Origin of the sequence: Rhodovarius lipocyclicus (assembly GCF_009900765.1) — a bacterium.
In the GTDB taxonomy this organism is placed as follows: domain Bacteria; phylum Pseudomonadota; class Alphaproteobacteria; order Acetobacterales; family Acetobacteraceae; genus Rhodovarius; species Rhodovarius lipocyclicus.
This window is the reverse complement of sequence record NZ_JAAABL010000008.1, coordinates 82,118-105,498: the sequence shown is the minus strand read 5'-3', so window position 1 is coordinate 105,498 and position 23,381 is coordinate 82,118. Positions and strand designations below refer to the sequence as shown.

General features: G+C 68.3%; 19 protein-coding genes. 3 read left to right on the top strand and 16 right to left on the bottom strand.

Going from position 1 to position 23,381, the window contains the following annotated elements; translation table 11 throughout:
- The first annotated feature begins 92 nt into the window (after positions 1-92).
- Both GT007_RS09610 and GT007_RS09605 read left to right on the top strand, forming a co-directional pair.
- On the top strand, positions 93-782 hold the full coding sequence (locus GT007_RS09610; RefSeq protein WP_160121380.1) for a CBS domain-containing protein: 690 nt from the start codon (positions 93-95) through the stop codon (positions 780-782).
- Complete coding sequence (locus tag GT007_RS09605) at positions 779-3,538, top strand: cation-translocating P-type ATPase (protein ID WP_160121404.1); 2,760 nt, start codon at positions 779-781, stop codon at positions 3,536-3,538. The genes GT007_RS09610 and GT007_RS09605 overlap by 4 nt, the downstream gene beginning before the upstream one ends.
- Before the next feature lie 22 nt (positions 3,539-3,560).
- Here GT007_RS09605 and GT007_RS09600 read toward each other — a convergent pair whose 3' ends face one another.
- On the bottom strand, positions 3,561-4,562 hold the full coding sequence (locus GT007_RS09600) for a Bug family tripartite tricarboxylate transporter substrate binding protein (protein ID WP_160121379.1): 1,002 nt from the start codon (positions 4,560-4,562) through the stop codon (positions 3,561-3,563).
- 194 nt (positions 4,563-4,756) lie between these two features.
- On the opposite strand from GT007_RS09600, the gene GT007_RS09595 reads away from it, so the two are divergent.
- The gene (locus GT007_RS09595) at positions 4,757-5,233 is read left to right on the top strand and encodes a glutathione peroxidase (protein ID WP_457852339.1); all 477 of its coding nucleotides are present in this window, start codon (positions 4,757-4,759) and stop codon (positions 5,231-5,233) included.
- 1 nt (position 5,234) lies between these two features.
- Here the strand turns inward: GT007_RS09595 and GT007_RS09590 are convergent, their stop codons facing one another.
- From GT007_RS09590 to GT007_RS09525, 15 genes are all read right to left on the bottom strand, one after another.
- A complete protein-coding gene (locus tag GT007_RS09590; protein ID WP_160121377.1) occupies positions 5,235-5,432 on the bottom strand; it encodes a hypothetical protein in 198 nt (65 codons plus the stop codon).
- 274 nt (positions 5,433-5,706) lie between these two features.
- Positions 5,707-6,030: a c-type cytochrome gene (locus GT007_RS09585; RefSeq protein WP_160121376.1), complete on the bottom strand. Its 324-nt coding sequence runs from the start codon at positions 6,028-6,030 to the stop codon at positions 5,707-5,709.
- Between the two features lie 189 nt (positions 6,031-6,219).
- Entirely contained in the window at positions 6,220-9,645 is a 3,426-nt protein-coding gene (locus GT007_RS09580; RefSeq protein ID WP_160121375.1) for an SNF2-related protein, read from the bottom strand.
- A 7-nt stretch (positions 9,646-9,652) separates the two neighbouring features.
- Positions 9,653-11,089, bottom strand: coding sequence for an EH signature domain-containing protein (locus GT007_RS09575; protein WP_160121374.1), 1,437 nt, complete (start codon positions 11,087-11,089; stop codon positions 9,653-9,655).
- The gene (locus tag GT007_RS09570) at positions 11,067-12,101 is read right to left on the bottom strand and encodes an OmpA/MotB family protein (protein ID WP_160121373.1); all 1,035 of its coding nucleotides are present in this window, start codon (positions 12,099-12,101) and stop codon (positions 11,067-11,069) included. Before GT007_RS09570 ends, GT007_RS09575 begins: the two co-directional genes overlap by 23 nt.
- On the bottom strand, positions 12,101-14,473 hold the full coding sequence (locus GT007_RS09565) for a hypothetical protein (protein ID WP_160121372.1): 2,373 nt from the start codon (positions 14,471-14,473) through the stop codon (positions 12,101-12,103). The genes GT007_RS09570 and GT007_RS09565 overlap by 1 nt, the downstream gene beginning before the upstream one ends.
- 100 nt (positions 14,474-14,573) lie before the next feature.
- Positions 14,574-14,768, bottom strand: a complete 195-nt coding sequence (locus GT007_RS09560; protein ID WP_160121371.1) for a CopG family transcriptional regulator — start codon at positions 14,766-14,768, stop codon at positions 14,574-14,576.
- Positions 14,769-14,894: 126 nt separating this feature from the next.
- Positions 14,895-16,724: a pectate lyase family protein gene (locus GT007_RS09555; RefSeq protein WP_160121370.1), complete on the bottom strand. Its 1,830-nt coding sequence runs from the start codon at positions 16,722-16,724 to the stop codon at positions 14,895-14,897.
- A gap of 10 nt (positions 16,725-16,734) precedes the next feature.
- Positions 16,735-18,756 carry a phage tail protein gene (locus GT007_RS09550; protein ID WP_160121369.1) on the bottom strand — a complete coding sequence of 674 codons (2,022 nt, stop codon included), beginning with the start codon at positions 18,754-18,756 and terminating at the stop codon, positions 16,735-16,737.
- A gap of 14 nt (positions 18,757-18,770) precedes the next feature.
- Positions 18,771-19,142, bottom strand: a complete 372-nt coding sequence (locus tag GT007_RS22930; RefSeq protein ID WP_160121368.1) for a DUF6950 family protein — start codon at positions 19,140-19,142, stop codon at positions 18,771-18,773.
- Positions 19,139-19,558, bottom strand: coding sequence for a hypothetical protein (locus tag GT007_RS09540; protein ID WP_236571580.1), 420 nt, complete (start codon positions 19,556-19,558; stop codon positions 19,139-19,141). Before GT007_RS09540 ends, GT007_RS22930 begins: the two co-directional genes overlap by 4 nt.
- Before the next feature lie 146 nt (positions 19,559-19,704).
- On the bottom strand, positions 19,705-20,391 hold the full coding sequence (locus GT007_RS09535) for a hypothetical protein (protein WP_160121366.1): 687 nt from the start codon (positions 20,389-20,391) through the stop codon (positions 19,705-19,707).
- A 5-nt stretch (positions 20,392-20,396) separates the two neighbouring features.
- A complete protein-coding gene (locus tag GT007_RS09530; RefSeq protein ID WP_160121365.1) occupies positions 20,397-22,553 on the bottom strand; it encodes a tape measure protein in 2,157 nt (718 codons plus the stop codon).
- A 29-nt stretch (positions 22,554-22,582) separates the two neighbouring features.
- Positions 22,583-22,735 (bottom strand): hypothetical protein, encoded by a 153-nt coding sequence (locus GT007_RS22180; RefSeq protein ID WP_201451852.1) that lies wholly within the window; start codon positions 22,733-22,735, stop codon positions 22,583-22,585.
- A gap of 164 nt (positions 22,736-22,899) precedes the next feature.
- Positions 22,900-23,277: a hypothetical protein gene (locus GT007_RS09525; protein WP_160121364.1), complete on the bottom strand. Its 378-nt coding sequence runs from the start codon at positions 23,275-23,277 to the stop codon at positions 22,900-22,902.
- Positions 23,278-23,381 lie beyond the last annotated feature (104 nt).

The window sequence follows — 23,381 nt, the reverse complement described above, 5'->3', positions numbered from 1 at the left end:
CGCATATATGTGACTGTTCAGGCCCGCCGCCATGCCGGAGGGTCACTACAGCAAGGGGGCACTGGCCCCCCCCAAACCGGGATGATGCCGCCATGCAAGCCAAGGACCTGATGTCCTCCAACCTCGTCGTCGTGCCGCCCGACATGCCGGTGGCCGAGATCGCCCGGCTGCTGGCCGGGCGCGGCATTTCCGCGGTGCCCGTGGTGGGCCCGGGCGGCATCCCGCTGGGCGTGGTGACCGAGGGCGACCTGATCCGCCGCCTGGCCGATGCCCCGCGCGGCCCCTTCACCTGGTTCCTGGACCTGTTCCGCTCCCCCACCCCGATGCTGCAACGCTTCGTGAAGGCGCATGGCAAGACCGCGCGGGACGTGATGACCCAGGACCTGGTCACGGCCGAGGAAGACACCAGCGTCGAGCAGGTGGCCCGGCTGATGGAGGAGCACAACATCCGCCGCGTGCCCGTGCTGCGGCAGGGGCAGATGGTGGGCCTCGTCTCCCGCGCCGACCTGCTGCGCGCGGTGCTGGAGGCCCCCGCCACCCCGGCGACCTCCGGGCAGACCTCCCTGCTGAAGGCCGTGGTGCAGGCCCTGCGCGAACAGCCCTGGGCGGATACCTTCTGGGTCTATCCCAGCGTCGAGGGCAGCGTGGTCACGCTCTATGGCTTCGCGCGCTCGGAGCACATGCGTGAGGCGCTGCGCGTGCTGATGCAGGCCGTGCCCGGGGTGAGCAAGGTGGTGGACAAGATGGAGGACATGCCCCTGCTGCTGCGGGCCTCGCTCTGATCCTCCCCCCTCTGGCCGGCCCCTGGGCCTCCGAAGCCTCGGAGGTCTTGGTGGCGCTCGGTTCCGGCGCCGCCACCGGCCTGCCGGAGGATACGGCGCGCGAGCGCCTGCAACGCCTGGGGCCCAATGAGCTGGCCCAGGAGCCGCCCATCCCCGGCTGGCGGCGTTTCCTCGAACAGTTCCGCGACACGCTGGTGATCCTGCTGCTGGCGGCGGCGCTGATTTCCGCCCTGCTGTGGCTGGCCGAACGCGACACCCCCCTGCCCTTCGAGGCCATGGCGATCCTGGCCGTGGTGCTGCTGAACGCCGTGATGGGCCATGTGCAGGCCGCGCGCGCGGAACAGGCCGTGGCGGCGCTGGGGCGGATGTCCGCCGCCCGGGCGCTGGTGGTGCGCGGCGGCGCGCCGCGCGGCATCCCGGCGGCGGAGCTGGTGCCGGGCGATCTCATCCTCATCGAGGAAGGTGCGACCATCCCCGCCGATGCCCGGCTGGTCGAGGCGATGGCCCTCGAAACCGCCGAGGCCGCGCTGACCGGCGAAAGCCTGCCGGTCTCCAAGCACAGCGCCCCGCTGCCCGCCGATGCCGTTCTGGCGGAGCGCGCCAACATGCTGTTCAGCGGCACCGTGGCCACGCGCGGGCATGGGCGCGCCGTGGTCACCGCCACCGGCATGGGCACGGAGATGGGCCGCATCGCCGGCCTGCTGAAGGCCGCCCCGCCCGAGACCACCCCCCTGCAGCGCGAGCTGGACCGGGTGGGCCGGCTGCTGGGGCGCATCGTGCTGGCCATCGCGGTGGTGATGGTCGCCACCATCCTGCTGCTGGACGATGTGCGGGGCTGGAGCGCGGTGTTCGACGTGCTGCTGCTGGGCGTGGCGCTCGCCGTGGCCGCGGTGCCGGAGGGGCTGCCGGCGGTGGTCACGGCGGTGCTCTCGGTGGGGGTGCAGCGCATGGCCCGGCGCCACGCCATCCTGCGCCACCTGGCGGCGGTGGAGACGCTGGGCTCGGCCGATGTCATCGCCTCCGACAAGACCGGCACGCTGACGCGCAACGAGATGACGGTGTGCCGCATCGTCACCGCCGGCGGGGCCGTGCTGCTGGAGGGCACGGGCTACACGCCGCGGGGCCGGCTGGCGCGGGAGGACGGGGCGCCCATCGCCCCCGCGCAGCACGGCGAATTGCTAGCCGCGCTGGAAGCGGCGGAATGCGCCAACAACGCCCTGCTGCGGGAAAAGGACGGCCACTGGTCCGTGCTGGGCGACCCGACGGAGGGCGCGCTGCTGGTCGCGGCCCGTAAGGCCGGGCTGGCGGGGGTCTCGCCGCCGGACCGCGAGGCGGAGCTGCCCTTCTCCTCCGAACGCAAGCTGATGAGCACCCTGCACGCGGGCGGGCGGCTGTTCGCCAAGGGCGCGCCGGATGTGCTGCTGGGCCTGTGCACGCTGGAACGGGTGGGCGAGGCCACCCGCCCGCTGACCACCGAGCGCCGGGAGGAGATCCTGCACGCCAACGCGGCCATGGCCGGGCAGGCGCTGCGCACCCTGGCCGTGGCCGGCCGCGCCCTGCCCCCTGGTGCCGCGCCGGATGAGCGGGAGCTGGTCTTCCTGGGCCTGATCGGCATGCGCGACCCCCCGCGTGAGGAAGCGAAGCCCGCCGTGGCCCGCGCCCGCGCCGCCGGCATCCGCCCCATCATGATCACGGGCGACCACCCGGCCACCGCCGCCGCCATCGCGCGCGAACTGGGCATCAGCGCCGATGGGCGGGTGGTGACCGGGGCCGCGATCGAGGCGATGGACGACGCGGCGCTGGATGCGGCGGTGCGCGATATTTCCGTCTATGCCCGGGTCAACCCGGAGCACAAGCTGCGCATCGTGGCGGCGCTGCAGGCCCAGGGCGCCACGGTGGCCATGACCGGGGATGGGGTGAACGATGCCCCGGCCCTGCGCCGCGCCGATATCGGCATCGCCATGGGCATCACCGGCACGGACGTGTCCAAGCAGGCGGCCGACATGGTGCTGGCGGACGACAATTTCGCCACCATCGTCGCGGCGGTGGAGGAAGGCCGGGCCATCTTCTCCAACATCCGCAAATTCCTGCGCTACCTGCTCTCCTCGAACATCGGGGAGGTGATGACGATGTTCCTGGGCGTGGTGCTGGGGGGCGTGATCGGGCTGACGGCGCCAGAGGGCACCCTTGGGGGCACCCCTGGGGGCAGCGGCGTGGCGCTGCCGCTGCTGGCCACGCAGATCCTGTGGATCAACCTGGTTACGGATGGCGCGCCCGCCCTGGCGCTGGGGCTGGACCCGGCCGGGCGCGGCATCATGGCCCGCCCGCCCCGCCCGCGCGGGGAAGGCGTGATCACGCCGCGCATGTGGTGGGGCATCCTGCAGGTGGGGCTGGTGATGGCGGCCGGCACGCTGCTGGTGCTGGATGCCGCGATGCCGGGCGGGCTGATCGAGGGCACGGGCGACCTGCGCCATGGCCAGACCATGGCCTTCACCACCCTCACGCTGTTCCAGCTGTTCAACGTGCTGAACGCGCGCTCGGACGAGCGCAGCGCCTTCGCGGGGCTGTTCGCCAATCGCTGGCTGTGGGGGGCGATCCTGCTCTCGGTGGGGCTGCACGCGGCGGTGCTGTATGTGCCCCCCCTGCGGGAGGCCTTCTCGACCGAGGCGCTGGGCTGGCGGGACTGGCTGGTCTGCACGGGTGCGGCCAGCAGCGTGCTGTGGCTGCGCGAGGCCGCCAAGCTGCTGGGGCGGTGACAGGCACCGCCCCGGTCGCCGGTCAGTCGAGCGTCGCGCCGGACTCTTCGACGATGCGGCGCCACAGCTGTTCCTGTTCCAGCATATAGGCACCGAAGGCGGCGGGGGTTTCGTCCCACACCGGCTTGAAGCCCAGCGGCTCCAGCTTCGCGCGGTATTCGGGGGTGCGGACCACCTCCACCACCGCGTCATGCAGGCGCTGCACGCGGTCGGGCGCGACCCCGGCGGGGGCGGTGACGGCGTACCAGCTCTGCATGTCGATGGTGCTGTTGGGCAGCAGTTCGCGCATGCCCGGCACCTGCTCCAGCCCCGGCACATAGTCCACGCGCTCTGCGCTGCCGACGGCGAGCGGGCGGAACCGGCCCTCACGCACATGGGGCATCAGCGCGGGCATGACGTCGAACATCAGGTCGATGGAGCCCGAGAGCAGGTCCGTGATGGCGGGGCCGCCGCCACGATAGGGCACATGGGTGATGTCCACCCCGGCCGCCCGCGCCACGGCGCTGATGGTCAGGTGGCTGACCGTGCCGGTGCCCGAGGAGCCCATGGTGACCTTGCCCGGGTTCTGGCGGGCATAGTCGATCAGCTCGGCGAAGGTGCGCCAGGGCTTCTGGCTGTTGACCACCAGCAGCACCGTGCCCGTCGCCACCCGGCTGACCGGCGCGAAGTCGCGGATCGGGTCATAGGACATGGAGCGGCGGTAGAGGAATTTGTTGGCCGCGAACATGGTCACGGTGCCGAGCAGGAGGGTGTGGCCATCCTTTTCGGCCTTGGCCACCGCGTCCCCGCCCAGATTGCCGCCGGCGCCGCCGCGGTTGTCCACCGTCACGGTCTGGCCGAGGATGGAGGGCAGGCGCTCGGCCAGGACGCGGCCGGTGATGTCCACCGCGCCGCCGGGCGCGAAGGGCACGACGAGCCGGATGGGCCGGCTGGGGAAAGCCGGGGCCTGGGCATGGGCCTGGCGCAGCTGCGCCAAGCCAGCGGCCGCCGAGGCGGTGCCCAGAAGAAGGTTGCGACGCTGCATTGTTGTCTCCGCCGTCAGCGACCGGCACCAGGGGGGCGCCGATAATGGAGCGGGCAGTAGCCGCAGCCCACCCCCAGGGCAAGCCGCATGGGGCGCGGGGGCTCTGCTGAATGGTAATCCCGCCCATGCACAGGCCGGCGGATCGTGCGCCCATGCGCATGTGGGCGGATCGTGATACAGCGGCGGCCATGCCCATGTTCGACACCGCCCTGAAGACCATCGATGGCCAGCCGCAGCGCCTGTCCGACTATGCCGGAAAAGCCCTGCTGGTGGTGAATCTGGCCAGCCGCTGCGGCTTCACCCCGCAATATGCGGGGCTGGAGGCGCTGCACCGCCGTTTCGCCCCGCGCGGCTTCGCGGTGCTGGGCTTTCCCTGCAACCAGTTCGGCCGGCAGGAACCGGGCAGCGACGCCGAGATCCAGGCCTTCTGCCAGAGCCGCTATGATGTGACCTTCCCGGTCTTCGCCAAGACCGAGGTGAACGGGCCGGGCGCACACCCGCTGTACCGGCACCTGAGCGACGCGGCGCGGGGGCTGTTCGGCACCCGGCGCATCAAGTGGAACTTCACGAAGTTCCTGATCGCGCCGGATGGGCAGGTGCTGCGGCGCTATGGCCCCTCGGTGAAGCCGGAGAAGCTGGAGCGCGACATCGAGGCCGCGCTGCCCGGGTAATTCAGCGCCGGGCCAGGCCTTTGCGGATCTCGCGCTCGATCGCGGAGCGTTCGCCGGTGCCCACGCGGCGGATGATTTCCGTCACGATGGCGACCGACAGGCGGTGCCGCTTGGCGATATCCGCCACTTCGGCATCGGCCAGCATGATGGGTTCGGGCTGCTTGGCGGTGGCAGCGGGCTTCTTGGGTGCAGGAATCATCTTGGGGCCGTATTCATCTGGGCTCACGCGGGGCGCGCGAGGTGAGGTTGCGGTGGCGCTGCCCCCGGCTTCGCCGCGGGGACGTGACGGCTCGGCCATGACGGAGGGCGGCGGCATACCGCGCGGTCCTTCATGTCCTGGCTGGTGGGGAGAGCCTGCGAGGGGCCGCTGTCAGGGCCGGGGGCAGGCTGCGGGCATCACCATGCAGCGCACCATATAGTCCCGGCGGGGCCTTATCCGATAGGGCCCATTTCGCGGGGCTGGGGCGACATGTTCAGGGCGCCCGCAGCGACAGGATATAGGCCACCAGGTCGTCGAGCTCATGCCGTTCCAGTTGATAGTCGGGCATCGCGGCATGCGGGGTCTGCAGGAAGACCCGCAGGGACATCGAGGTGGTGCTGGGCATGGCGGCGATGGCCGCGAAGCTGGGCACCGCGTCGGTCGCGGGCGGGCGCGGGGCGCGGTTCACATCGTGGCAGTTGGCGCACCAAGTCCGGGCCACGGCCTCACCGGGCACCGGATCGCCGATCTGGGCGGCGGCGGAAAGGCAGGGCAGGCCCGCGATGAGCATGGAACAGGTCAGCAACAGCCGCAGCATGGCCGATCCCCGGGTGTTTGCGGCAGCATACTCCACCACGGGCCGGGAAGCAGCCTTGATCTGCGTCACGAGAGTGGGGGGAAGTGGTGTAGGAAAGGGAACCAGCGAACAACCCTCTCCGTGTGCTTACTCTTGGCGGACGTGATCGGCGGCGTCCACGCTCAGAACATCGCTTCTGGCGCCGCGCCATCACTGAACACTCAGGAGTTCCTGAGCAATTGAACCGAGGGTCATTATGTCCTCTCGGCCAACCAGCTTCACGTTGCTTTGCTCAGCCGCGGTCCGTGCGCGAAGATCGAAGCGCCCATTTGTGGCAACCAACAGGAGTGGGTCCCTCAGCCACGGATGTCCCTTGTATCGGCCAGGCGCTGCGCTGATCTGTGCAACTGCGTCGTCAGCAACTTGACCAAGCCCCATTTCCTTATGCTTGACCTGAATGAGGATACCCCGCCGATTGGCCGGGTGCCTGCAGACGACATCCACCCCGCCGTCGCCGCTGCGTGGCGTCTCGCTCACCTGCCACCCTGACTCTTGGAAGCGACGTGCTACCCAGAGCTCAAAGCTCCGCCAGTCCTGTCGGTCGAGCTCGTCTAGACCCTGCCCGCGCGCCGCGCCGGGTCCGACAGTCATCCGCGCGTAGAACTCAGCAAGTTCAGTTTCAGTCAGTGCAGACGGCACGATCACCCGCTTGCTCTGCTCGCGCTTGAACATCAGCAACTGGTCGAGAAGTACGTCGAATGATTCATCGCCAAGCTGCGGATGGCGCGCGATAGGCAGGTGTACCGTAACCTGTTCCGTCTGGCCTTTTCGGTGCGTGCGGTCGCTGCACTGATCCTCGACGGCTGGGTTCCACCACCTGTTGAGATGCACAACCTGGGTCGCGCGCGTCAGCGTCAGACCGAAGCCAGCAGAGCGGGGACCAAGGAGGAGAACGCCAAAGCCGCGACCTGCTTGGAAACGCGCCTTGATCTCGCCGACTGCAGTGATGGGTGTGTTGCCGTTGATCACATCCGGCACCTTGGACAACCGGAACTCATCGCGGATCATCGCCTGGAGGACGTCCTGCGCCTTGCGGATATCAACAAATACCAGCACCCCGTGGTCGGCCTCCCGAGCCTTGCGGAGTACCTTGAACAGAGCCCGAAAGCGCGCGCTGGCTTCGATGAGGGTGCGGCGATCATCCGCATCCCGTGGAACCCGCAACTCCGGATGCAGACAGATCTGACGGAGGGCCTGCAGGGCTGCGAGGGCCTTGAGGCGTCCGCCGCGCATATCCTCTAGGACGGCATCGTAGGCCTTAACCTGGGCCGCAGCCATCAGCTCCTGCCATCGTGCCTCGTTCTTGGGAGGGAGGCCGGTGAGGATCTGTGTCTTGAAGCGTCGAAGCATCACCGGCGGTATGGTGCGAGCGGAAGCGCCCTCACCCCAGACCGTCTGGCCCACAAGACGCTCCTTGAGGGCCGCCATCAGGTCATCGTTGGTGCCATTGCCGTACCGCGCCACGAAGTCCTTGCCGCTCACGCCGAGAAAGCCTGGCCACGCCACATCCAGGAGAGTCCAAATGTCCATCGTGCTGTTCTCGATGGGTGTTCCGGTCATCAGCACAACGAAATCCGGCTGCTGAGCTTTGGCTGAATGGTTCAGCATGCTCGTGCCCGACTTGATCTTCTGGGCCTCGTCAAACACAGCGACCCGAAAGCGAACGAGGGAGAATGAGAATTGGTGGTCACGCAGCGTCTCATAGGTCGTGAGCACCCAGTCCGCCTTCCGCAAGCGCTCGAGGTCGAGGGTCGCGCGCCCCAGCGAAGTCTCCTCGCCTCTCTCGATGATGATGTCCTTCAGGCCGCGATCATAAGCATAGACAGGTCGCCCGAAGGCCATCGGTGGTAGGTGGACACCGATCTGCTCGCGCCACTCGTCGAGCAGCTTCGAAGGCGCGACAATCAAGATGGGTCGGCCATCGGTCCCGCCCGATTGGCGCAGCCAGTGGAGGAAGGCCAGAACCTCGAAGGTCTTGCCGAGCCCCATATCGTCCGCCAGCAGCACGCCAGGCATACCTGAAACAAAGCATAGTTGAAGCCAACCGATGGCCTCTCGCTGGTGAGGATCAGGGGTGCTGACGAGGCCCTGCACATCGAGGCCAGCCGTGCGATTCAATGTCCCGTCAGGATCGCGCAGCCGCGCGAGGTAACTGAGGTCTTCCTCATTCTCCGAAACGCGCAGGACGAGACGACGGCGGGCTCCGCTCGGCTCCTCCTTGTCCTTCCCATCAGCGTCGGTCGCGGCATCGGTCGGGCCTATCTGCCCGAGAAGAGCCCTAAGGGTCTGAAGTAAGTCGTCGCTGTCCGGGGTCGGATATGTCCTTCCTCCATGGGTAAAGGTGCCCTCGCCGGTAGCACGAGCCTGCTCCACTGACGCGATGACGCTGTTGATCTCACCCGACCGCACGACCAAGGGCTCGTCAGCACCCGGTACCTCGATGGACGAGATCGCCTCGCCGCCCGAACCGTCCTCGCCAGGGAACCAATTCGTGGTGACTGGGATCTTGAATGAGAAGGCTTTGCCCTCCCACTCAGTGATCCCAAGGACCCTAGCGCCGTAGCCCTCGCCTTCGGCGGGAGCGAGAACCGTACCGCCGCAAAGGACGTCACCGGCACCGCCCGCGGCAACGATCTCGGGAAGCAGGAACGACGATGGGTCGCGTCTGAATGTGCGGCGGGTCTCGCGGTCGCTGGCGTTGACGCGCTTGACCACACGCAGCGCAGCCACGACGGGCTTGTCGAGGACAACGTAGGCGCCCTCATCGAGTCTATAGTGAGTCCACGCGCCTGCCCTTGGAAAGAGCGTCTGGCCAAAACGTCTGGCTTGCTCTTCCGGCAGAAGAGGCTGGCGCTCGGTGTCGATGTCTTCGTTATCTGCTGCGCCAGGCGGAGGCGGCACGTCGCCGAAGAGCGTGGGGCGAAAGTAAGGGTCGTCCGCGGAACCCTCGAGGTCGACCCCGAGCCCAGTCGCATGACTGATGGTCAGCTGTGCCAGGTACTTGTCTGCTCCGGCATCGCCTGTCGCATCGGCGAGAGCCTGCTTCACGCGGGCGAGCTGCGCCATACGGGCGTCGAGGGACTCGGTGCGATCTTGTCCAGCGGCGGTGGACAACGCGTTCAGTCGCTCAATTTCCTCCACGAGTGGATAGAGCGGATCACGCAGCGTGAAGCGATCAACCACAGTCTCAAGTAGCGCGCCTGTCCGTCGAAGCCCGATCACCTCGGCACCCGATTGTGAGACCCAACGCATCCTGATGGCGAACTCGGTGTCTGAGAAAGCACCCTTGCTCTCAAGGACGAGGGCGTGCGGGCAAGGGGCTGGCAGTCCGAGCGCTGTCGCCTCTGCTGGTGCGAGCAACGCGACGGATGCGTGCGGTAGAAGAACCGCGACGTCAGACTGCGTCCCGATGCCCGCTTCGGTCATTTGCCGAAGGAGTGGGAGGCCGGGGTGCAGATCGTCTGTCCACGCCGATGCCGGCAGCTCGCCGCCGGCGGCAAGAAGCGAGCGCGGCTTCACCAACCGGAATTCAAATCCGGCTTGACTGACCGAATGGGTGAGATTGTAGCGCGCCATGAGTCTCTCAAAGACCCTTCGGGCGGATGCCGCGGTCGGATCGCTGCTGTATCTGGTCGGCGAACTTCCACTGCCACCCATCTGGTGGATTATGGACAAGCCCTATGCATCCATTCTCCCAGTGCTCACGACGGGACACAGTGGGTTCGCGGAAGTTACGTCGATCGAACGGTGTCTCGTCGTACACCTGCGGGAACTCGCCACGCGCGACATCATCTGGGCGCCATAGGATCGCGCGGCCGTTCATGTTCATTTCAAGTACGCGCAGATCTCCGAAATCGAGCATCAGCCCGCAATGTCCCTCGTTGGCTCCGCCGCTGAAGCGACCAAAGCGAATGCGTTCCCGCTTTGCGAAGGGCACACCTTGATCACCGACAATCAGCCAAGCTCGCCTCACATACGGTAGATAGGACATCCAGAATTTTCTTCGCTCGGCCCACATATCTGTGCGCTCGATCCGAAGCTGATTCACCACGCGAAAGAACGCCTCGATCGTGTGCTTTGTAAGCCAGGCTTCGACGATGTCGGTCGTGGGCTTCGGTACGATGCCGTTCCACCTAACAGCGTCGAAGCGAGGGTCCTCATTGAGCTCAAGAATGAGATCGAGGACCGCGCCTGGCTTAGCGTCGTCAGGATCACTGCGACGTTGCCACGCGATCAGCCCTTCGATGAAGGCGCCGAGCGCGCGTCGCTTCGCCGGTTCCCGGGCCTGTGTCTGGTCGATGGCAAGTTTGCGCTGTTCGGGCAGGATCGCCTTCACCGGTCGGACCGCGTCGGCGGGCCGAACCCCACTCCGTAGTTGGCTTCCTATTGCGCCAAGGATTTCGGCCAGGAGTGCCGCAGTGTGCAGGCGCTCCGCCCCGACGCCTACCGCTTGAAAATCAGTCTCAATGCCATCTCCAACCAGCACCTCGCGGGCCATCTTGCCCGGGGTGCTTGCAGGGTCGAGGGCATCGTATTTCTCTGTGAAGTCAGCGAGCCGCGTTGGCAGCCCGTCCCGATACGCCTTGAGCCACAGCGCAATTTCGTTCGTCGCAGCGTCGTCGCGCTCCAGGCTCAGGAGGTAATGGGGCCAGAGGCGTCGGGGAGCAGACCTGCCAGCTTCATGCAGTCGGCTGAGGAAAGCCCGAACCGTATCTGCGTCACCGCGGCCAGTGTGTGCGCCATAGAGCATCGCGAAGGGCACATAAGAAAGCAGGCGCGGGGGTAGTGCTTCAACGCCGCGGGTGCCGGCCTGGAGCGCGGCCTTGACGACTATGAAGACGTCGGGACGAGGTTGCGCATCAATGCGCGCACCTCCCCACTTCTTCTCCATTTGTTCGGCTTCGTCCGCTACGGCATCGTGCCGTAGCCCGAAACCAGGTGCGAAGAGTTGCGGTATCTCCTTTCGGAGCTCCCCCCTCAGTGTGGTCGTTGGTTGCTCAGCGTTGTTGGAGGAGGTCATCGATTTGCTCAAGGCGGCCGTTGAGCTCCCGGAGAACGGATTCCACGAAGTCTTCATTCGTGGTCATGATCACTCGAACCTCAATACGACGGTCGTTCTCGGCGGCAGCGGGCAGACGGCGGTCTGGTGCATTCCGATTTGACGGACGGCTTTCAGCGTAGCCACTCACTCCGATCAACGCATCGCCGTCCCGGTTCTGGAGAGTCTGCAACTGCTCTGACTCGCGCCGGATGATTTGGAAAGCCGAGATCGCGCGCGCAGCGGAGAGATCCCAATTGTCCCGAAGTCGCGCCGTCGGCGTGAGCGGGTTCACGTCGGTGTGCCCCTCGATGTAGACGGCACTGAGACGGCTGGTGTTGTCCCTCGGCTGGCAGTTGCGTTGGTCGACGCCTGCTGCGTAAGAGTAGCAGGGAAGAACCTGTGACATCGCGCGTGCAAGGGCGCGGATGAGGCTCGCCCCCTCACTGGTCGGTATCGGCTGGCCGGGGTCGAACAAGGCCGTGGCGGGCAGCCTCAGTGTTCCTGCGCGGTCGTCAATGTGCACGCGAATTTCATCCTGCCTGAGGATGCGCTCCATCTCCCGAAGCATCTCAGCTCGCGTCTGCCCTGCCTCCGCAAGACGCTGAACGAGCCGAACAAGGTTGTTCTCCCGGACGAAGCGGACGAATGCGATGAGCCGCGCATTGGCCTCCTGAAGCGTACGTACACGCGCCTCGGCTGCCTCGCGCCGCTGTACCTCGTCAGCCAGACGCTGCGCGAGTTGGGCTTTCTCCGCTTCCAATGCTCGCACCCGAAGTGTTTCGGCAGCAAGCCGGCTTTCGAGGCTTTGCGCCTGCGCCACAAGCGCCTCGTACGTTGAGCGTGGAACCGTCTCCTCTCTGCGGAGATTCATCACAAGCGCGAGCATCAGCACGATGAAGATGAAGACGACACCAACCATGAGGTCAGCGACTGGCGCGAAGACGTCCTTCGCCTCTTCCGATTCAGTCTGAGGTGCTGTGCGGCTGAACATCAGGAGCGCACTCTCAGTCTGTTCATTGCGGCTGAGTGCTCACGCATCGCATCGGCCACCTTAACGGTCGCATCCTCGAGGCCCTGCACGTTCTCCTTGATCTCTTCAGCACCGATGCGCAGCGAGCCCATGGCTCGACCAAGCTCTGCATTCATCCCTTGGATTGCAGACGCTGCCGCATCCCCAAGACTGACGGTGCCGTTCACCAGCTTCTCGACCGTCCGTCCGAGCGCGTCATCAGTCGCGGCGAAGCGATCCTGGTAGGATGTGAGCGCGAGAGAAGCTGCACTCGCAGCCTCCTGCAGTCTGGTCATCGCCCCAGTGATTGATTCCTGCATCGCAGCCGTTGCTTCGCGCACCCCCGCCTGGACTCGGTCCGTAGCCTCAAGGGCCTCAGCCGCCTTTCGGGCCGACGTATCAACGCTCGCGAGGGTGGCTTGGATCGGCTCGGCTGCCTGCCTGAGCTGAGTGGTGGCGTTTCCGAAGGTGACGCCTGCGGTGGCGATGGTTGTGCCGGTTCGATCAAGGTGACCGACGTGCTGTGCGACGGCCCGTTCGAGCGCCTGGAACTGCACAACGGCGGCATCCATGCGGGCTGCCATGGCACCGGCGGCGGCTTGCAGTTGGGCGCTTGCCTCCCGCACTGCGGAGGCAAGCCCCTCGCTCATCTGCTGTGCCGCGGCGGCGAGTGTCCCTGCAGCGGTCTCGCTGCCCTCGATCAGCTGACCGCGGCCCGCAGTAGCCTGCTCCTTGATCTGCTTCGCCAAGTCCTGCAGCCCCATCATAAGTGGCGTCAGCGCCGCTTCGCTCTGCTGTCGCGCTGCTTCTGCGCCACGCGCTGCCTGGTCGGAAATTGTCTTGAGCGCGGCTTCGAGGGCCGTTCCAGTTGCCCGACCAAGCTCGGAGCCGGCGTTGGAGATTGAAGACGAGCCCCGGGCGAGCGCCTCATCGATGCCGCCGATCTTGGTTTCCAGCCGCGCCATGGTCTGGGTAATGTTTTCCGCTGCGGTAGCGATCGCGTCTGCCGCGGATTTCCCGCCCTCGCGCAGCGAGCCGCTTCCCTCCGCCGCGCGCTCGCGAATTTGCTCTGCCAGCGCCTGTAGGCTCTCCATCAATGGCTGCATGGCGGCCTGCGATTGGAGGCGGGCCTGTTCTGCACCGCTCGCAGCCTGTTGTGAGATGGTAGCGAGGGCCTGCGTCAGTGCTGCAGTTGTGGCGTCGGAAAGACCGCGAGAGACATCGGCGATGTTGTCGGCGCCCTGGCCAAGGGCATCGTTCACCCGGCCGATGCGTCCTTCGAGCCCCGCGAGCTTGCCGTCGATAGCTTCGGCCATTCGCGCCACGCTGTCGGTCATGGTCGTGGCCGCGAGACTAATCTGGCTTCCGAACTCGGCGCCGCTGCTGCCGATTCCTCCCTGGGCAGCGCGCATTGTTTCAGCCGCCGCTTCTAGTCGCTCTGCGACGCGCCCGAGTGCATCGTCGGCGCCCTTGCTAAGGGTACTTCCCATCCCTTCGATGGCGCTGACGACAGGCCGAATGGACTGCTCAAGTGCGCCGGGTAGGGCGTCCAGCCGCTTGCCAACAACATCATTGAGGCGTGCCTCAAAGGCGACCGCAACGTCGTCAGCGAGGCGCTTCATCCGATCAGTTTGCTCGCGCGCTGCGCCGAGTTGATCCATCAGAAGAATCTCGGGCGTCATCATCGAGGTGAGGTTCTGCACTTCGTCGGCGAAGCGTCGGGCGGCTTTTGACCTACCGGCGTTCGCCAGCCGGCCACAGACCACCAACACGATGTAGAGAAAGATGCCCGCGATAGAGGTGATGAACTTTGCGGATGAGACATTCAGGATGCGATTGACGGCCTGTTGCACCTGCTCGGCAGTTTCGGTTGAGCCGACGCCGAGGAGTGCGGCCGAGAGGCCTACGAACGTGAAGAGAAGACCGAGGCAGAGGAAGACATTCGCAAACGTTGCGATCCACTTCTCGTAGCCGCTGCCAGGAAGGCGTCCGTCTGCGAACCAAGAGGATGGTTCAACAAGGTTGATGTAGGTTCCCGGTTTAGTAGGATCTTCTCGCAACGATGCACGGTACTGAGACCATGCGGGACCAACCACCTGATTTGATTTCAGGGCGGCGTCCGCGGCATTCAGTCGATCTGCACTCGTCCAGTCTGTGCGCGCGAGAGCTTCGCGCAGCGTCTTAGTTGCGGATTCGAGGCTCGCCATATGGCGGCGGTGCTGCAGCCAGATCCATGCTGTGGCTCCGGCAAACAGACCAAGCATGACCAAGACAACGAGGACGGCCACTTCTTTCGAGTCGAATAGGCCAATCAAGCCCGTAATAAGGTCAACAAGCGGGGTAAGAAGGGTCACCGTCCGTTGTCCCCGACGCTAGGTGTTGCGAAGGGACAAAGGGCAGCGAGCACCGCGGAAAATGTGCTTCCTGCTTTATTGCTGGTTGGCCGCGTCTTCATCAGCGCCGGCCCTCTCGCACGGCGGTCGGGTGTTTGGCCTCTTCAGAAATACGCTCGATCAGCTCTGTCAGAGCCTGTTGAACGACGGCCGAGGCCGTGGTGCCCTGCGTTACCGCAAGGATCTTGGTTCTCTGGATCAGGGAGGGCTCAAGGTGCACCAGAAACTGTCGTTTCTCGGGCTTTGCTGTCGGCATTGGCTCAACTTCCCCGCGAATAATCACAGGGGATAGGTTGCTATCACGATATGTCCAAATTGCAACAGAGTCGCTGCAGCGGGTGCTGATCGCGGGGGATGCTGCCGTGCAGTGCACGCTCCAGCATCACGGCACTCGCCGCTTCACCACCTCCACCGACAGCGTCGCCGCTGCCAAATCGAACGTCGCTGCGGAGATGTTCCGCGCCATCACGCGCACCGTGTTGTTCGACCACACCGCGGCGTCGAGCTCGATGAACCGCGTCGACGAGACTAGCGATGCTTGCGCCAGATCGCCCGCCCGCGCCCCGTTCACCGTGACGTCGAGCAGGGACGTCGCCCCCGGCGCCAGGCTCGGCAGATCCCAGGACACCTCCGCCGCGAAGTCCCGCTGGCCCGACTGCAGGAGCAGCGGCGTGCCGTTCAGCACCGCGGGTGCCGCTTCCGGCAGCCCGTATAGCCGGAGCGATTGCAGGTCGATCGGCCCATCAAACCCGATCACCCCCACCTGCGCATAGGCGACGGCTGCGCCCACGCGGATGGTCTGCCGGCGATTGAAGTTGGCATCATCCATCGGCGCGCCGGCGTTCCACCCCTTCGCCGGCCCGTTCCATTGCATGGTGGTGATGGAGGCCAGCACGTCGCCGGCAATGTCCTCGCGGACATTCCCCGCCCCATCGAACACGCGCACAAACAAGCGCCCGCCCGAGGCGCCGCTCGTCAGCCAATGCGCCAGCGCGAATTCCTTCGCCTGGGAGGTATCGAGCATCCAGCCCAGCCCGCGGTTAGCCGCGAGCGTCACCGCCCGATCGGTCGGCGTAAGATCGGTCAGCCCGTTGAAGCAGAAATCCGCCATGAAGGTCGCAGTGGTGGTGGAGGTGGCGATGGTGATCAGCTCCTCGACACCCACCTCCGTCGCCGACTGCCGGAACGCCGCCGCGCGGGTATTCGAAACGCCGGCGAGGAAGCGCTGGAACCGCGATGCCGGTGCCCGGTGCCGATTGATCACCGCATTGCCGCAGCGGTTCGCGGTCGCCGTGTAGTCGATGCCGACCAGGTACGTGTTGGTCCAGGCGATGTCGTACTCGCAATCCTGCGCCCCGGCGGTGTGCCGCGCCGCCAGCGGCGAGCAGGCCTCCATGCGCATGTTGCGCGCGATGATGGCGCTGCCGGAGGTCTGGTTCAGGAAGGGGATGGCGATGTTGCTGCCGGCCTGGCGGAGCTCGAAGTTCGGCGCGTCAAAGACGTGGCGGTTGTGATTGGAATAGGCGCCCGCCTCATTCCCAAAGCGCACGCCGAACCGGTCCTGCGCCGCATTCACACCGGTCGCCTGGGCGAAGTGCCCGCCATAGTAGCGGATGGAGGTGTTCCAGGCCGTCGCCGTCGCGCACCAGATGTCGAGGCCGATCCGGTTGTTGACGATGCGGCCCAGCGTGAAGGTGCTGTCCTCCACGCCGCGGCCATCGCCCAGCGTGCGCATGCCGATGGTGAAGCCTTCCACCCGCCGCAGCTCGATCTGCGAGGCATCGACGTTGCGCACGGTGATGCCGATATCGGCCTCGGAGGACCAGTCGGACAGCGTCTGCCGGATGACATTCAGCCCGGTGTAGAGCTTCTCCGCGTTGCGGATGGTGCCGCCATCGCCCAGCACCAGCACGGAGGTGGGTGCGGTGCCGGTGTAGCGGATGGTCCCCTGCATGATCAGCCCGCGTGCCCCGCCCGGCAGGGTCACGGTGCCGGAGACGTTCCATGTGCCGGGCGGGATCATCGCGAATTTCTGGTCCGCGGCGGCGCGATCGAAGGCCCCCTGGATGGCGGTGCGATCATCGGCAACGCCATCGCCCAGCCCGCCGAAGTCGTTCGGCAGCACCGCCTCGCGGTCGCGCAGGTACTTGGCGAAGTCGGTCTTGTTGAGGTTGGCGTTGAGGACCAGCAGGTCGTCGATGCGGGCCGGCATGGCGGGCCTCCTACAATGCGGTGGCGGTGACCGGGCCGGCGAAGGCCGAGACGTTGCCCTCGGCCGAGACGCTGCGCAGCCAGTACCAGCGCGTCTGGCCGGTGGTGAGGCCAGTGCGATCCCATGGCAGCGCGGTCGGCTCGCTGGCCAGCTTGGTCGCGGCGGAGAGGCTGGCGCTGCTCGCCTCGAAGATCTGCAGGCGGACGGCGTCCGCGGGAAAGCCGCCCGACAGCCGCACGCCACCAGCGATGCCGGTCGCGGCCAGGCCCGACGCGGCTGCCGGCACCAGCGCCTCACGCCAGCCCGACACCGCGCCGCTGCGCGCCTGGGCGCGCACGCGAAAGGCGGTGGGTTCCGCGGTGGGGATGGCGACGGCGGTGGCGCCGAGGCCGCCCGCATAGCCCTGCCAGACCGCGACCGAGGCCGGGCGGAACTCGATCTCGTAGCCGGCGAGATAGGCCGAGCCCACCGCCGACCAGGAGACGGCGATCGCGGTGAAACTCACCCCCAGCGGCGTCTCCACAACGATGGTCGCCGGCGCGGCGATGACGCCCGGGTTCGGCAGCACCACGGACGGGTTCTGCCCCGTCGCCCGCTCGTCGACTGCCGGATTCCACGCCCAGACGCCGGGATCCTCCTCGGCCAGTTGCAGGTTCACCCCGCCATCCGGCGCCAGCGCCCACCCCGTCACCCGGGCCGGGAATGGCGTGAGCCGCTCCAACGCCACCGTCACCCCATCCCAGGGCCGCAGCCGCAGCGCCGAGAGGTTGGCCTGCATCGCCACCTCGCGCTGCCGCCGGTTGCGCTCCAGCTCGATTTTCATCAGGCGCTGGACCGTCGCCGCTGAGGTGGTGAGCGGGAACTCCATGTCCCGGTAGATCGCCTCGCCGCCATCCTCGGTGACGTAGTTGCTGGCGAGCAGCGGTGGCGCGTCGGTCGGCTGCCAGGCGGCGGCCGGCTCGACATAGACGGCACGCACCCCGTTGAAGAGATCCCGCCGCGGACGCGAGCCGACGATGGTGACGTCGCCGCGCAGATCGTCAGAGGTGAGCGTGGCGGCCGGCAGCGCCGGCGCCCCGGCATGGATGTAGAAACGCCCCCCGCTCACCACGAGCGCGCCGGCCATGGCGGCGACCAGCTTGCGGGTGATGGCGATCTTGCCCTCGCCGAGGGTGACAGCGCCATTGACGGTGTAGCGCCGCTCGGCGGTGCCATCGCGCCGGCCCATGATCTCGTCGCAGATGTTGGCCGCCGCCATGAGTGCCGGCAGGTCGATATCCGCCCAGGCCGCGCGCCACCCAAAGGGCGAGGTCAGGTACCAGGCCAGGCACAGCGCCGGATTGTCGGACCAGCCGGTCCCGCCGGTGCGTGGGTCGAGGATGGTGTCCGCCCCCTCGACGATGGCGGAGAGACTAGGCGCGCCGGAGGGGAAGGCCTCGGGCCGCAGCTTGAGGCGCACGGCGAGATAGGCGCGCCCCTGGCCACGATGGGCCGCGGTCCACTGGCCGCCAGTGTCTGCGACGAGGTTGGCGTTGGCCGCCTGGCCGGGATCGCCCAGTGCGCGGTCGATGCGCAGCAGGCCGGCGAACTTCGCGTCGGTGGAGGCGGTGCCGTTGAGAAACACCTCGCCGATCGCGCGCACGCGGTGCGCGGCCAGCACCACGACGACATGGAGGAAGCCATCGGCGCGGCCCTCATCGTCGGTGGCGGAGTGCAGGAACACGACCGGGCCGGAGGTGCGGCAGCGCCCGAAGACGATCTGATGCTCGGTGATGGGCTGGCGGAAGGATTGCGTGCGGCCGGCGCCGGGCGTGCGGGGATCGAAGCCGGAGCCGGGCCCGGTGTCCGTCCCTGGCGTGACGTTGGCGCTGCGGGCGGCGGAGGGCGACTTGGGGCGGAAGACGGCGGCACCCACGGCGGAGACCACCAGGGCGGCGCCGGCGGCCGCCACGGCGCCCAGGACGCCGCCGCCTATGACGGCGGAAGCGGCGGCCCCCGCGGCGGCGGCGATGAAGGGGATGGCGACGGGCATGGTCTGTCAGTCCCTCACCAGCCGATGCGCCACGCCACGGCGCAGGTCGTGATCGGCGCGCGCATCAGGCCCGCGGATCCGACGAAGGCAGCGCGCCCGGCGTCGAGCACGACGCCGAGGCGATCGGGATCGGCGGCAAGAACCACGTCGCCAGTCCGGGCGAACGGCACTGGCATTCGCGGGAAGCCGGCGGTGTCGGCCATCTCCGCGAGCGTGGGGCGGTGCTGCCAGGCGGGTCGCTGGCCTGTGCAGGCCACCACCGCCGCCATGGCGAAGCGCCCGCAGTTCCAGCACGCCGCGTCGAAGGGCCGGTGCTCAGCCGCCGTGATCAGCGCCGCCAGCCGCTCCGACCAGTCGGGCAGCCGGCCCGGGGGCGAGCCCCTCACTGGATCGGCAGCCGGATCTCCGCCTCCTGGAGGGCGGGGACGAACTCGAAGAACCGATCGCCGGGGTATTCCGCCTGCTGGTCGGCGTCGGTGTAGCGCCGCACCTCGGCCCGCTCGAGGTCGACCAGCCGGCTCTCGCAGGCCAGCGCCACGGAGGGCTCCGCGCCGTCCGTCACCTCCATCGTGTCCATCAGCCCCGCCCAGAGCGGGAACGGGTCCGCCACGAAGGCGCCCTGCGCATCGAGCAGCGCGCCCCACAGCGTGACAGGCCGCAGGCGGTAGCTCCGTTCGGCGAGTGCGATATCCACCACCTCCTGCGGCACGGGCGACAGTGCGAGGGTGAGCCGCACGGCGCGCAGCTCCACCGTCTCCTCGATATCCGAGATGGCGCCGATGGTGCCGGCGCCCTCGAACACCTTCCCCGCCCAGTCCAGTGGCCCGAGCCCGGTCCAGACGCGAACGGGGCCGGTGGCGAAGTCGAGTTCTACCAGGACGACGGGCGTGGCGATCGGCGCCGTCGCTGCGGAGGCTGCCTGGTTGCTGAGGCGTGGGGTGCCGGACATCAGAGGGCTTCCTCCATGCGGATGGTCACGGCGGCGAAGGGGCCAGGCCGCGTCGGGTTCGCCGCCTCGTCATCCGAGACCAGCCGCATCGGCACGCTCGGTAGGGACAGGATCAGCGGCTCGCCCACCACGACCGCTGCGCGCAGGGGCGGCGCGATGGCGATGGTGGCGGTCCCGGCGCCGGAGGCCGCGACCGCAGCGGTGGCGATGTAGAGGCGCCCACCGAGGCCGATGTAGTCGCCAGCACCGACGGCGATCGTGCTGGGCCACCAGCTCTGGGTGACGATCGACAGCGCGCCGCGCGGTGCCCCTGCCGCCAGCGACGGATTGCCCGAGCCCACCACCAGCCCGGTCCCGTCCGTGAAGATCGTGGCGTCCGAGAAGGAGTAAGGCCCGGTCGGCACATCGCCCTGGCTGCGCGGATCGCCGGTGCGGTATTCGCGCCGCCAGTCCCAGATGCGCACCGTGTTGGCGGAGCCGGCAAGTGCCGCCAGCAGCCCGTCCATCACGCCGGCCTGCACGCGCCCCAGCGGTTCGAAGGTCGCCTCCGCGACCCAGCGTGCGCCCTCGCGCCGCAGCACCTGCGTTACGCGGGTGACCGGCGAGACAAAGCGCAGCGTGTTGTGCTGCAGGTAGAAGCTCAGCCGCGACGGACGCAGCACGCTTGGCCAGGCGTATTCCGTCATTTGCCCTATCCACGCACGATGGAGGTGGCGCTGCCGCCGCGGCGGATAGCGTCGAGCGTGGCCGCGCTGGCCTGCCGCACGATCTGTGCCGAGAGCACGCGCAGCCGCGCATCGACCCCGGCATCGGCACCGCGCGCATCGATGGTGATGCTCTGGTTGATCACCGGCCCACCCGGCGCCATGCCGTTGGGCAGCACCGTGCCGCTGCGGTTCGGTACGAACCACTCGGGCCCACGCTCGCCGACGATGTAGGGCTGGCCGCCCGCCACCGGCCCGCCCTCGGCGCGGAACAGCCCGCCCAGCGCCGAGCCAATCCCGGAGAAGATCGAGCCGAAGTCAAAGCCGGACAGGCTGGAGGTGACCGCCGTGCCCAGCGGCTCGGTGATGGTACGGCGGACGACGATGCGGGCGATGTCCTGCAGGATGCCCTGGAGGACCTTCGAGAAACTCTCGCCCTTGATAATCGCGTCCTCGAAGGCCGAGGAGAAGGTCAGGCCGAGTTCGCGCGCCGTGTTGCTGGTGCGCTCGGTCGCCTGCTGGACGCGCTGCTGGCTGCGCTCCAGCTCCTCCAGCGCGGCATTGGCCTCGCGCGAGACCGTCTCGTCGGGGATGGGGCGGCCGATGCGCTCGGAGCGCTCCACCAACCGCCCGAGGGTTTCGAGGCGCCGGGTGTAGCGCTCCTGGGCGTTCTCGTTGTTCTGGATCAGTCGCTCGCGCTCGCGGATGATGTCGTTGATCTCGCGCTCGGCCTCGCGGTCGGGGCGCGGGATGGTCGCCACGCGCCGCGTGGTGCCCTCGATGCGGCGCAGCGCCTCGTCGCGTTCGCGCAGCGCAAGCGTCTCAAGCCGCGTGCGATCGGCTGCGGTGATGCCGCCCGCGGCCTCGGCCTCGCGCAGGCGGCGGACGCGGTCGTCGTATTCACTGTTGATGCGAAAGCGGTCGTCGAGCGCCTTGCGCAGTTCCTCGGCATCGGCGGCCGTGCGACGACGGCGCGCCTCGGCGGCCTGGCCAGCTGCGGCCTCCTGCTCCGTGCGCTGGCGTTCGCCGGCGGCCTGCTCGCCGCGGGTGATTTCCTCCTGGAGTTCCGTGTACTGCCGGCGCAGCTCCTCCAGCCGGGCAGCGCGGTCCACCCCGGCCTGCTGCTGCGCGGTGCCGACAAGCCCGCCGCGGATGCTGCCGCGTCGCGGCTGCGAGCGCAGGCTGTCGCGACCGTCGTTCTCCGCCTCGAGGCGGGCGATCTGGGCGCGCAGCGCCTCGGCCTGGGCGCGGCGGTCCGCCTCCTGCTCACTGGGCAGCAGCAGGCCGGAGCCGCGGCGCACCCCGTCCAGCACGCGGGCGGCACCGGACAGCGCGCGGGCCAGGGCGTTGGATAGGCCGATCGCCTGGTCGAGCCGGGCCAGGAACTGGTCGGCCGCGGCGGTGAGCTGCCCAAAGGCGCGACCGACCGAGAGCGGGGCACGCTCGAACTCGCCGTTCAGCCGCTCGACGGCGCGCAGCAGGGCCGGGAAGACCGTGTCGGCGGTGAGCTTGCCCTCGGAGCCGAGCTTGCGGAGCTCACCGATGGAAACGCCGAGCTCGCGCGCCAGCGCCTGCGCCAGCGTTGGCAGGCCTTCCAGGATGGAGCGCAGCTCGTCGCCCTGCAGCGTGCCGGAGGCGAGCGCCTGGGCGAGCTGCTGGGTAGATGAGGCGATTTCCTGCTGGCTGGCACCGGACGCGATGGCAATGCGCTGGAGGCCGCCGACAAGGGTGGCGACCTGGTCGGAGGTGGCGCCGATCTCGCGCGCGGCGATCGAGAAGCGGGCGAAGGCGTCCACGCTCTCGCGCACCGCCACGCCGGTCTGCAGGCTGTCGCGATAGAGGCGGTCGTAGATCTCGCCGGCGCGCTCGACGGAGCCCAGCGCGGTGTTGAGCCGGCCCATGGACTGGGTGAGCGCGTCGCCGGCGACGACCACCGCGCGCAGTCCGGCGGCGAGGCCGGCGATTTGCACGCCACGCACGGCGACGTCGAGCAGGTCGAGCGCGCGGGAGGCCCGATCGGCGCCGCCCTGGATGCGCTCCAGGCTGCGCTGGCCGGTCTCGCCGACCTCGCGCAGCTCCTGCTTGACGCGGGCGGCGTCGTCCAGCGACAGCCGGACCGAGACGCGGCGGGTGGCGTCAGCCATGCGTCACGCCTCCTGCGTTGGTCGGGTGGTCAGGATCCGGGGGGATCAGTGCGGTGCGCGGCGGCACCGGCGGCGAGGCCCATGCGCATGGCGAGCAGCAACTCGGCGGCTGCCCAGCCGGAGGCGCCCATCTCGCGGGCGGTGGCGAGTGCGGCCGGCATGTCGAGGTCGAGGCCGGCCATGGTCGCCCCGGCACAGGCGGTGCCGGCGGCCCAGACGGCGGCACCCTCGACGCTGGCCGGCGCGTGGGCGGCGTAGGGACAGGTGAGACCGCAGTCGCGATCGAGCGCCGCGCAGCCGCGGCAGTAGTCAGGGCCCTGGCCGAAGTGCCATTCGGCGCGGGCCCTCAGCCGTTTCCCTCCAGCGCCACGGTGGCGACGGGGCCGGTGGCGCGATCCCAGAAGGCGGCGGCCATCTCGTCCATGTCCATCAGCCGCTCGACCGCCTCGGGGGAGAGCGGCAGCGGCTTGCCGGCGGCGTCGCCAACGCCCTCCCAGGCGGTGACGGCGTGGCGGGCCAGCGCCTTGACGAGGAAGGCGAAGGCCAGGCCGCGGGCCATGTCGGGGTCGAGGTCGGCCTCGGAGGCTCGCAGCGCGCCGAGGCGGCGCGCGGAGCCGGCCTGGGCGGCGGCCATCACGGCGGTGGTGACGGGGCGGATTTCCACGCGGACGCCGCGCGGCAGGTCGAGCCAGTACGGCTCGACCGGAAGGTCGAGAGTGAGCATGAGGGTCTCCAGGGCTGTTGGGCACGGGTATCCCCAGTGGCGCAGGCACGCACTGATCGAGCCGAGCTCTGGGGGAAAATCAGTCGGGCTGAAAATCCGATCGG

What these genes read in the sequence shown, in the direction of transcription:
- GT007_RS09595 (WP_457852339.1), top strand. Translation starts at nt 4,757, where the DNA reads ATGTTCGACACCGCCCTGAAGACCATCGATGGCCAGCCGCAGCGCCTG.
- GT007_RS09590 (WP_160121377.1), bottom strand. Translation starts at nt 5,432, where the DNA reads ATGATTCCTGCACCCAAGAAGCCCGCTGCCACCGCCAAGCAGCCCGAA.
- GT007_RS09575 (WP_160121374.1), bottom strand. Translation starts at nt 11,089, where the DNA reads ATGACCTCCTCCAACAACGCTGAGCAACCAACGACCACACTGAGGGGG.
- GT007_RS09610 (WP_160121380.1), top strand. Translation starts at nt 93, where the DNA reads ATGCAAGCCAAGGACCTGATGTCCTCCAACCTCGTCGTCGTGCCGCCC.
- GT007_RS09535 (WP_160121366.1), bottom strand. Translation starts at nt 20,391, where the DNA reads ATGACGGAATACGCCTGGCCAAGCGTGCTGCGTCCGTCGCGGCTGAGC.
- GT007_RS09555 (WP_160121370.1), bottom strand. Translation starts at nt 16,724, where the DNA reads ATGCCGGCCCGCATCGACGACCTGCTGGTCCTCAACGCCAACCTCAAC.
- GT007_RS09530 (WP_160121365.1), bottom strand. Translation starts at nt 22,553, where the DNA reads ATGGCTGACGCCACCCGCCGCGTCTCGGTCCGGCTGTCGCTGGACGAC.
- GT007_RS09560 (WP_160121371.1), bottom strand. Translation starts at nt 14,768, where the DNA reads ATGCCGACAGCAAAGCCCGAGAAACGACAGTTTCTGGTGCACCTTGAG.
- GT007_RS09580 (WP_160121375.1), bottom strand. Translation starts at nt 9,645, where the DNA reads ATGGCGCGCTACAATCTCACCCATTCGGTCAGTCAAGCCGGATTTGAA.
- GT007_RS09525 (WP_160121364.1), bottom strand. Translation starts at nt 23,277, where the DNA reads ATGCTCACTCTCGACCTTCCGGTCGAGCCGTACTGGCTCGACCTGCCG.
- GT007_RS22180 (WP_201451852.1), bottom strand. Translation starts at nt 22,735, where the DNA reads ATGGCCGGCCTCGACCTCGACATGCCGGCCGCACTCGCCACCGCCCGC.
- GT007_RS09570 (WP_160121373.1), bottom strand. Translation starts at nt 12,101, where the DNA reads ATGTTCAGCCGCACAGCACCTCAGACTGAATCGGAAGAGGCGAAGGAC.
- GT007_RS09550 (WP_160121369.1), bottom strand. Translation starts at nt 18,756, where the DNA reads ATGCCCGTCGCCATCCCCTTCATCGCCGCCGCCGCGGGGGCCGCCGCT.
- GT007_RS09585 (WP_160121376.1), bottom strand. Translation starts at nt 6,030, where the DNA reads ATGCTGCGGCTGTTGCTGACCTGTTCCATGCTCATCGCGGGCCTGCCC.
- GT007_RS09600 (WP_160121379.1), bottom strand. Translation starts at nt 4,562, where the DNA reads ATGCAGCGTCGCAACCTTCTTCTGGGCACCGCCTCGGCGGCCGCTGGC.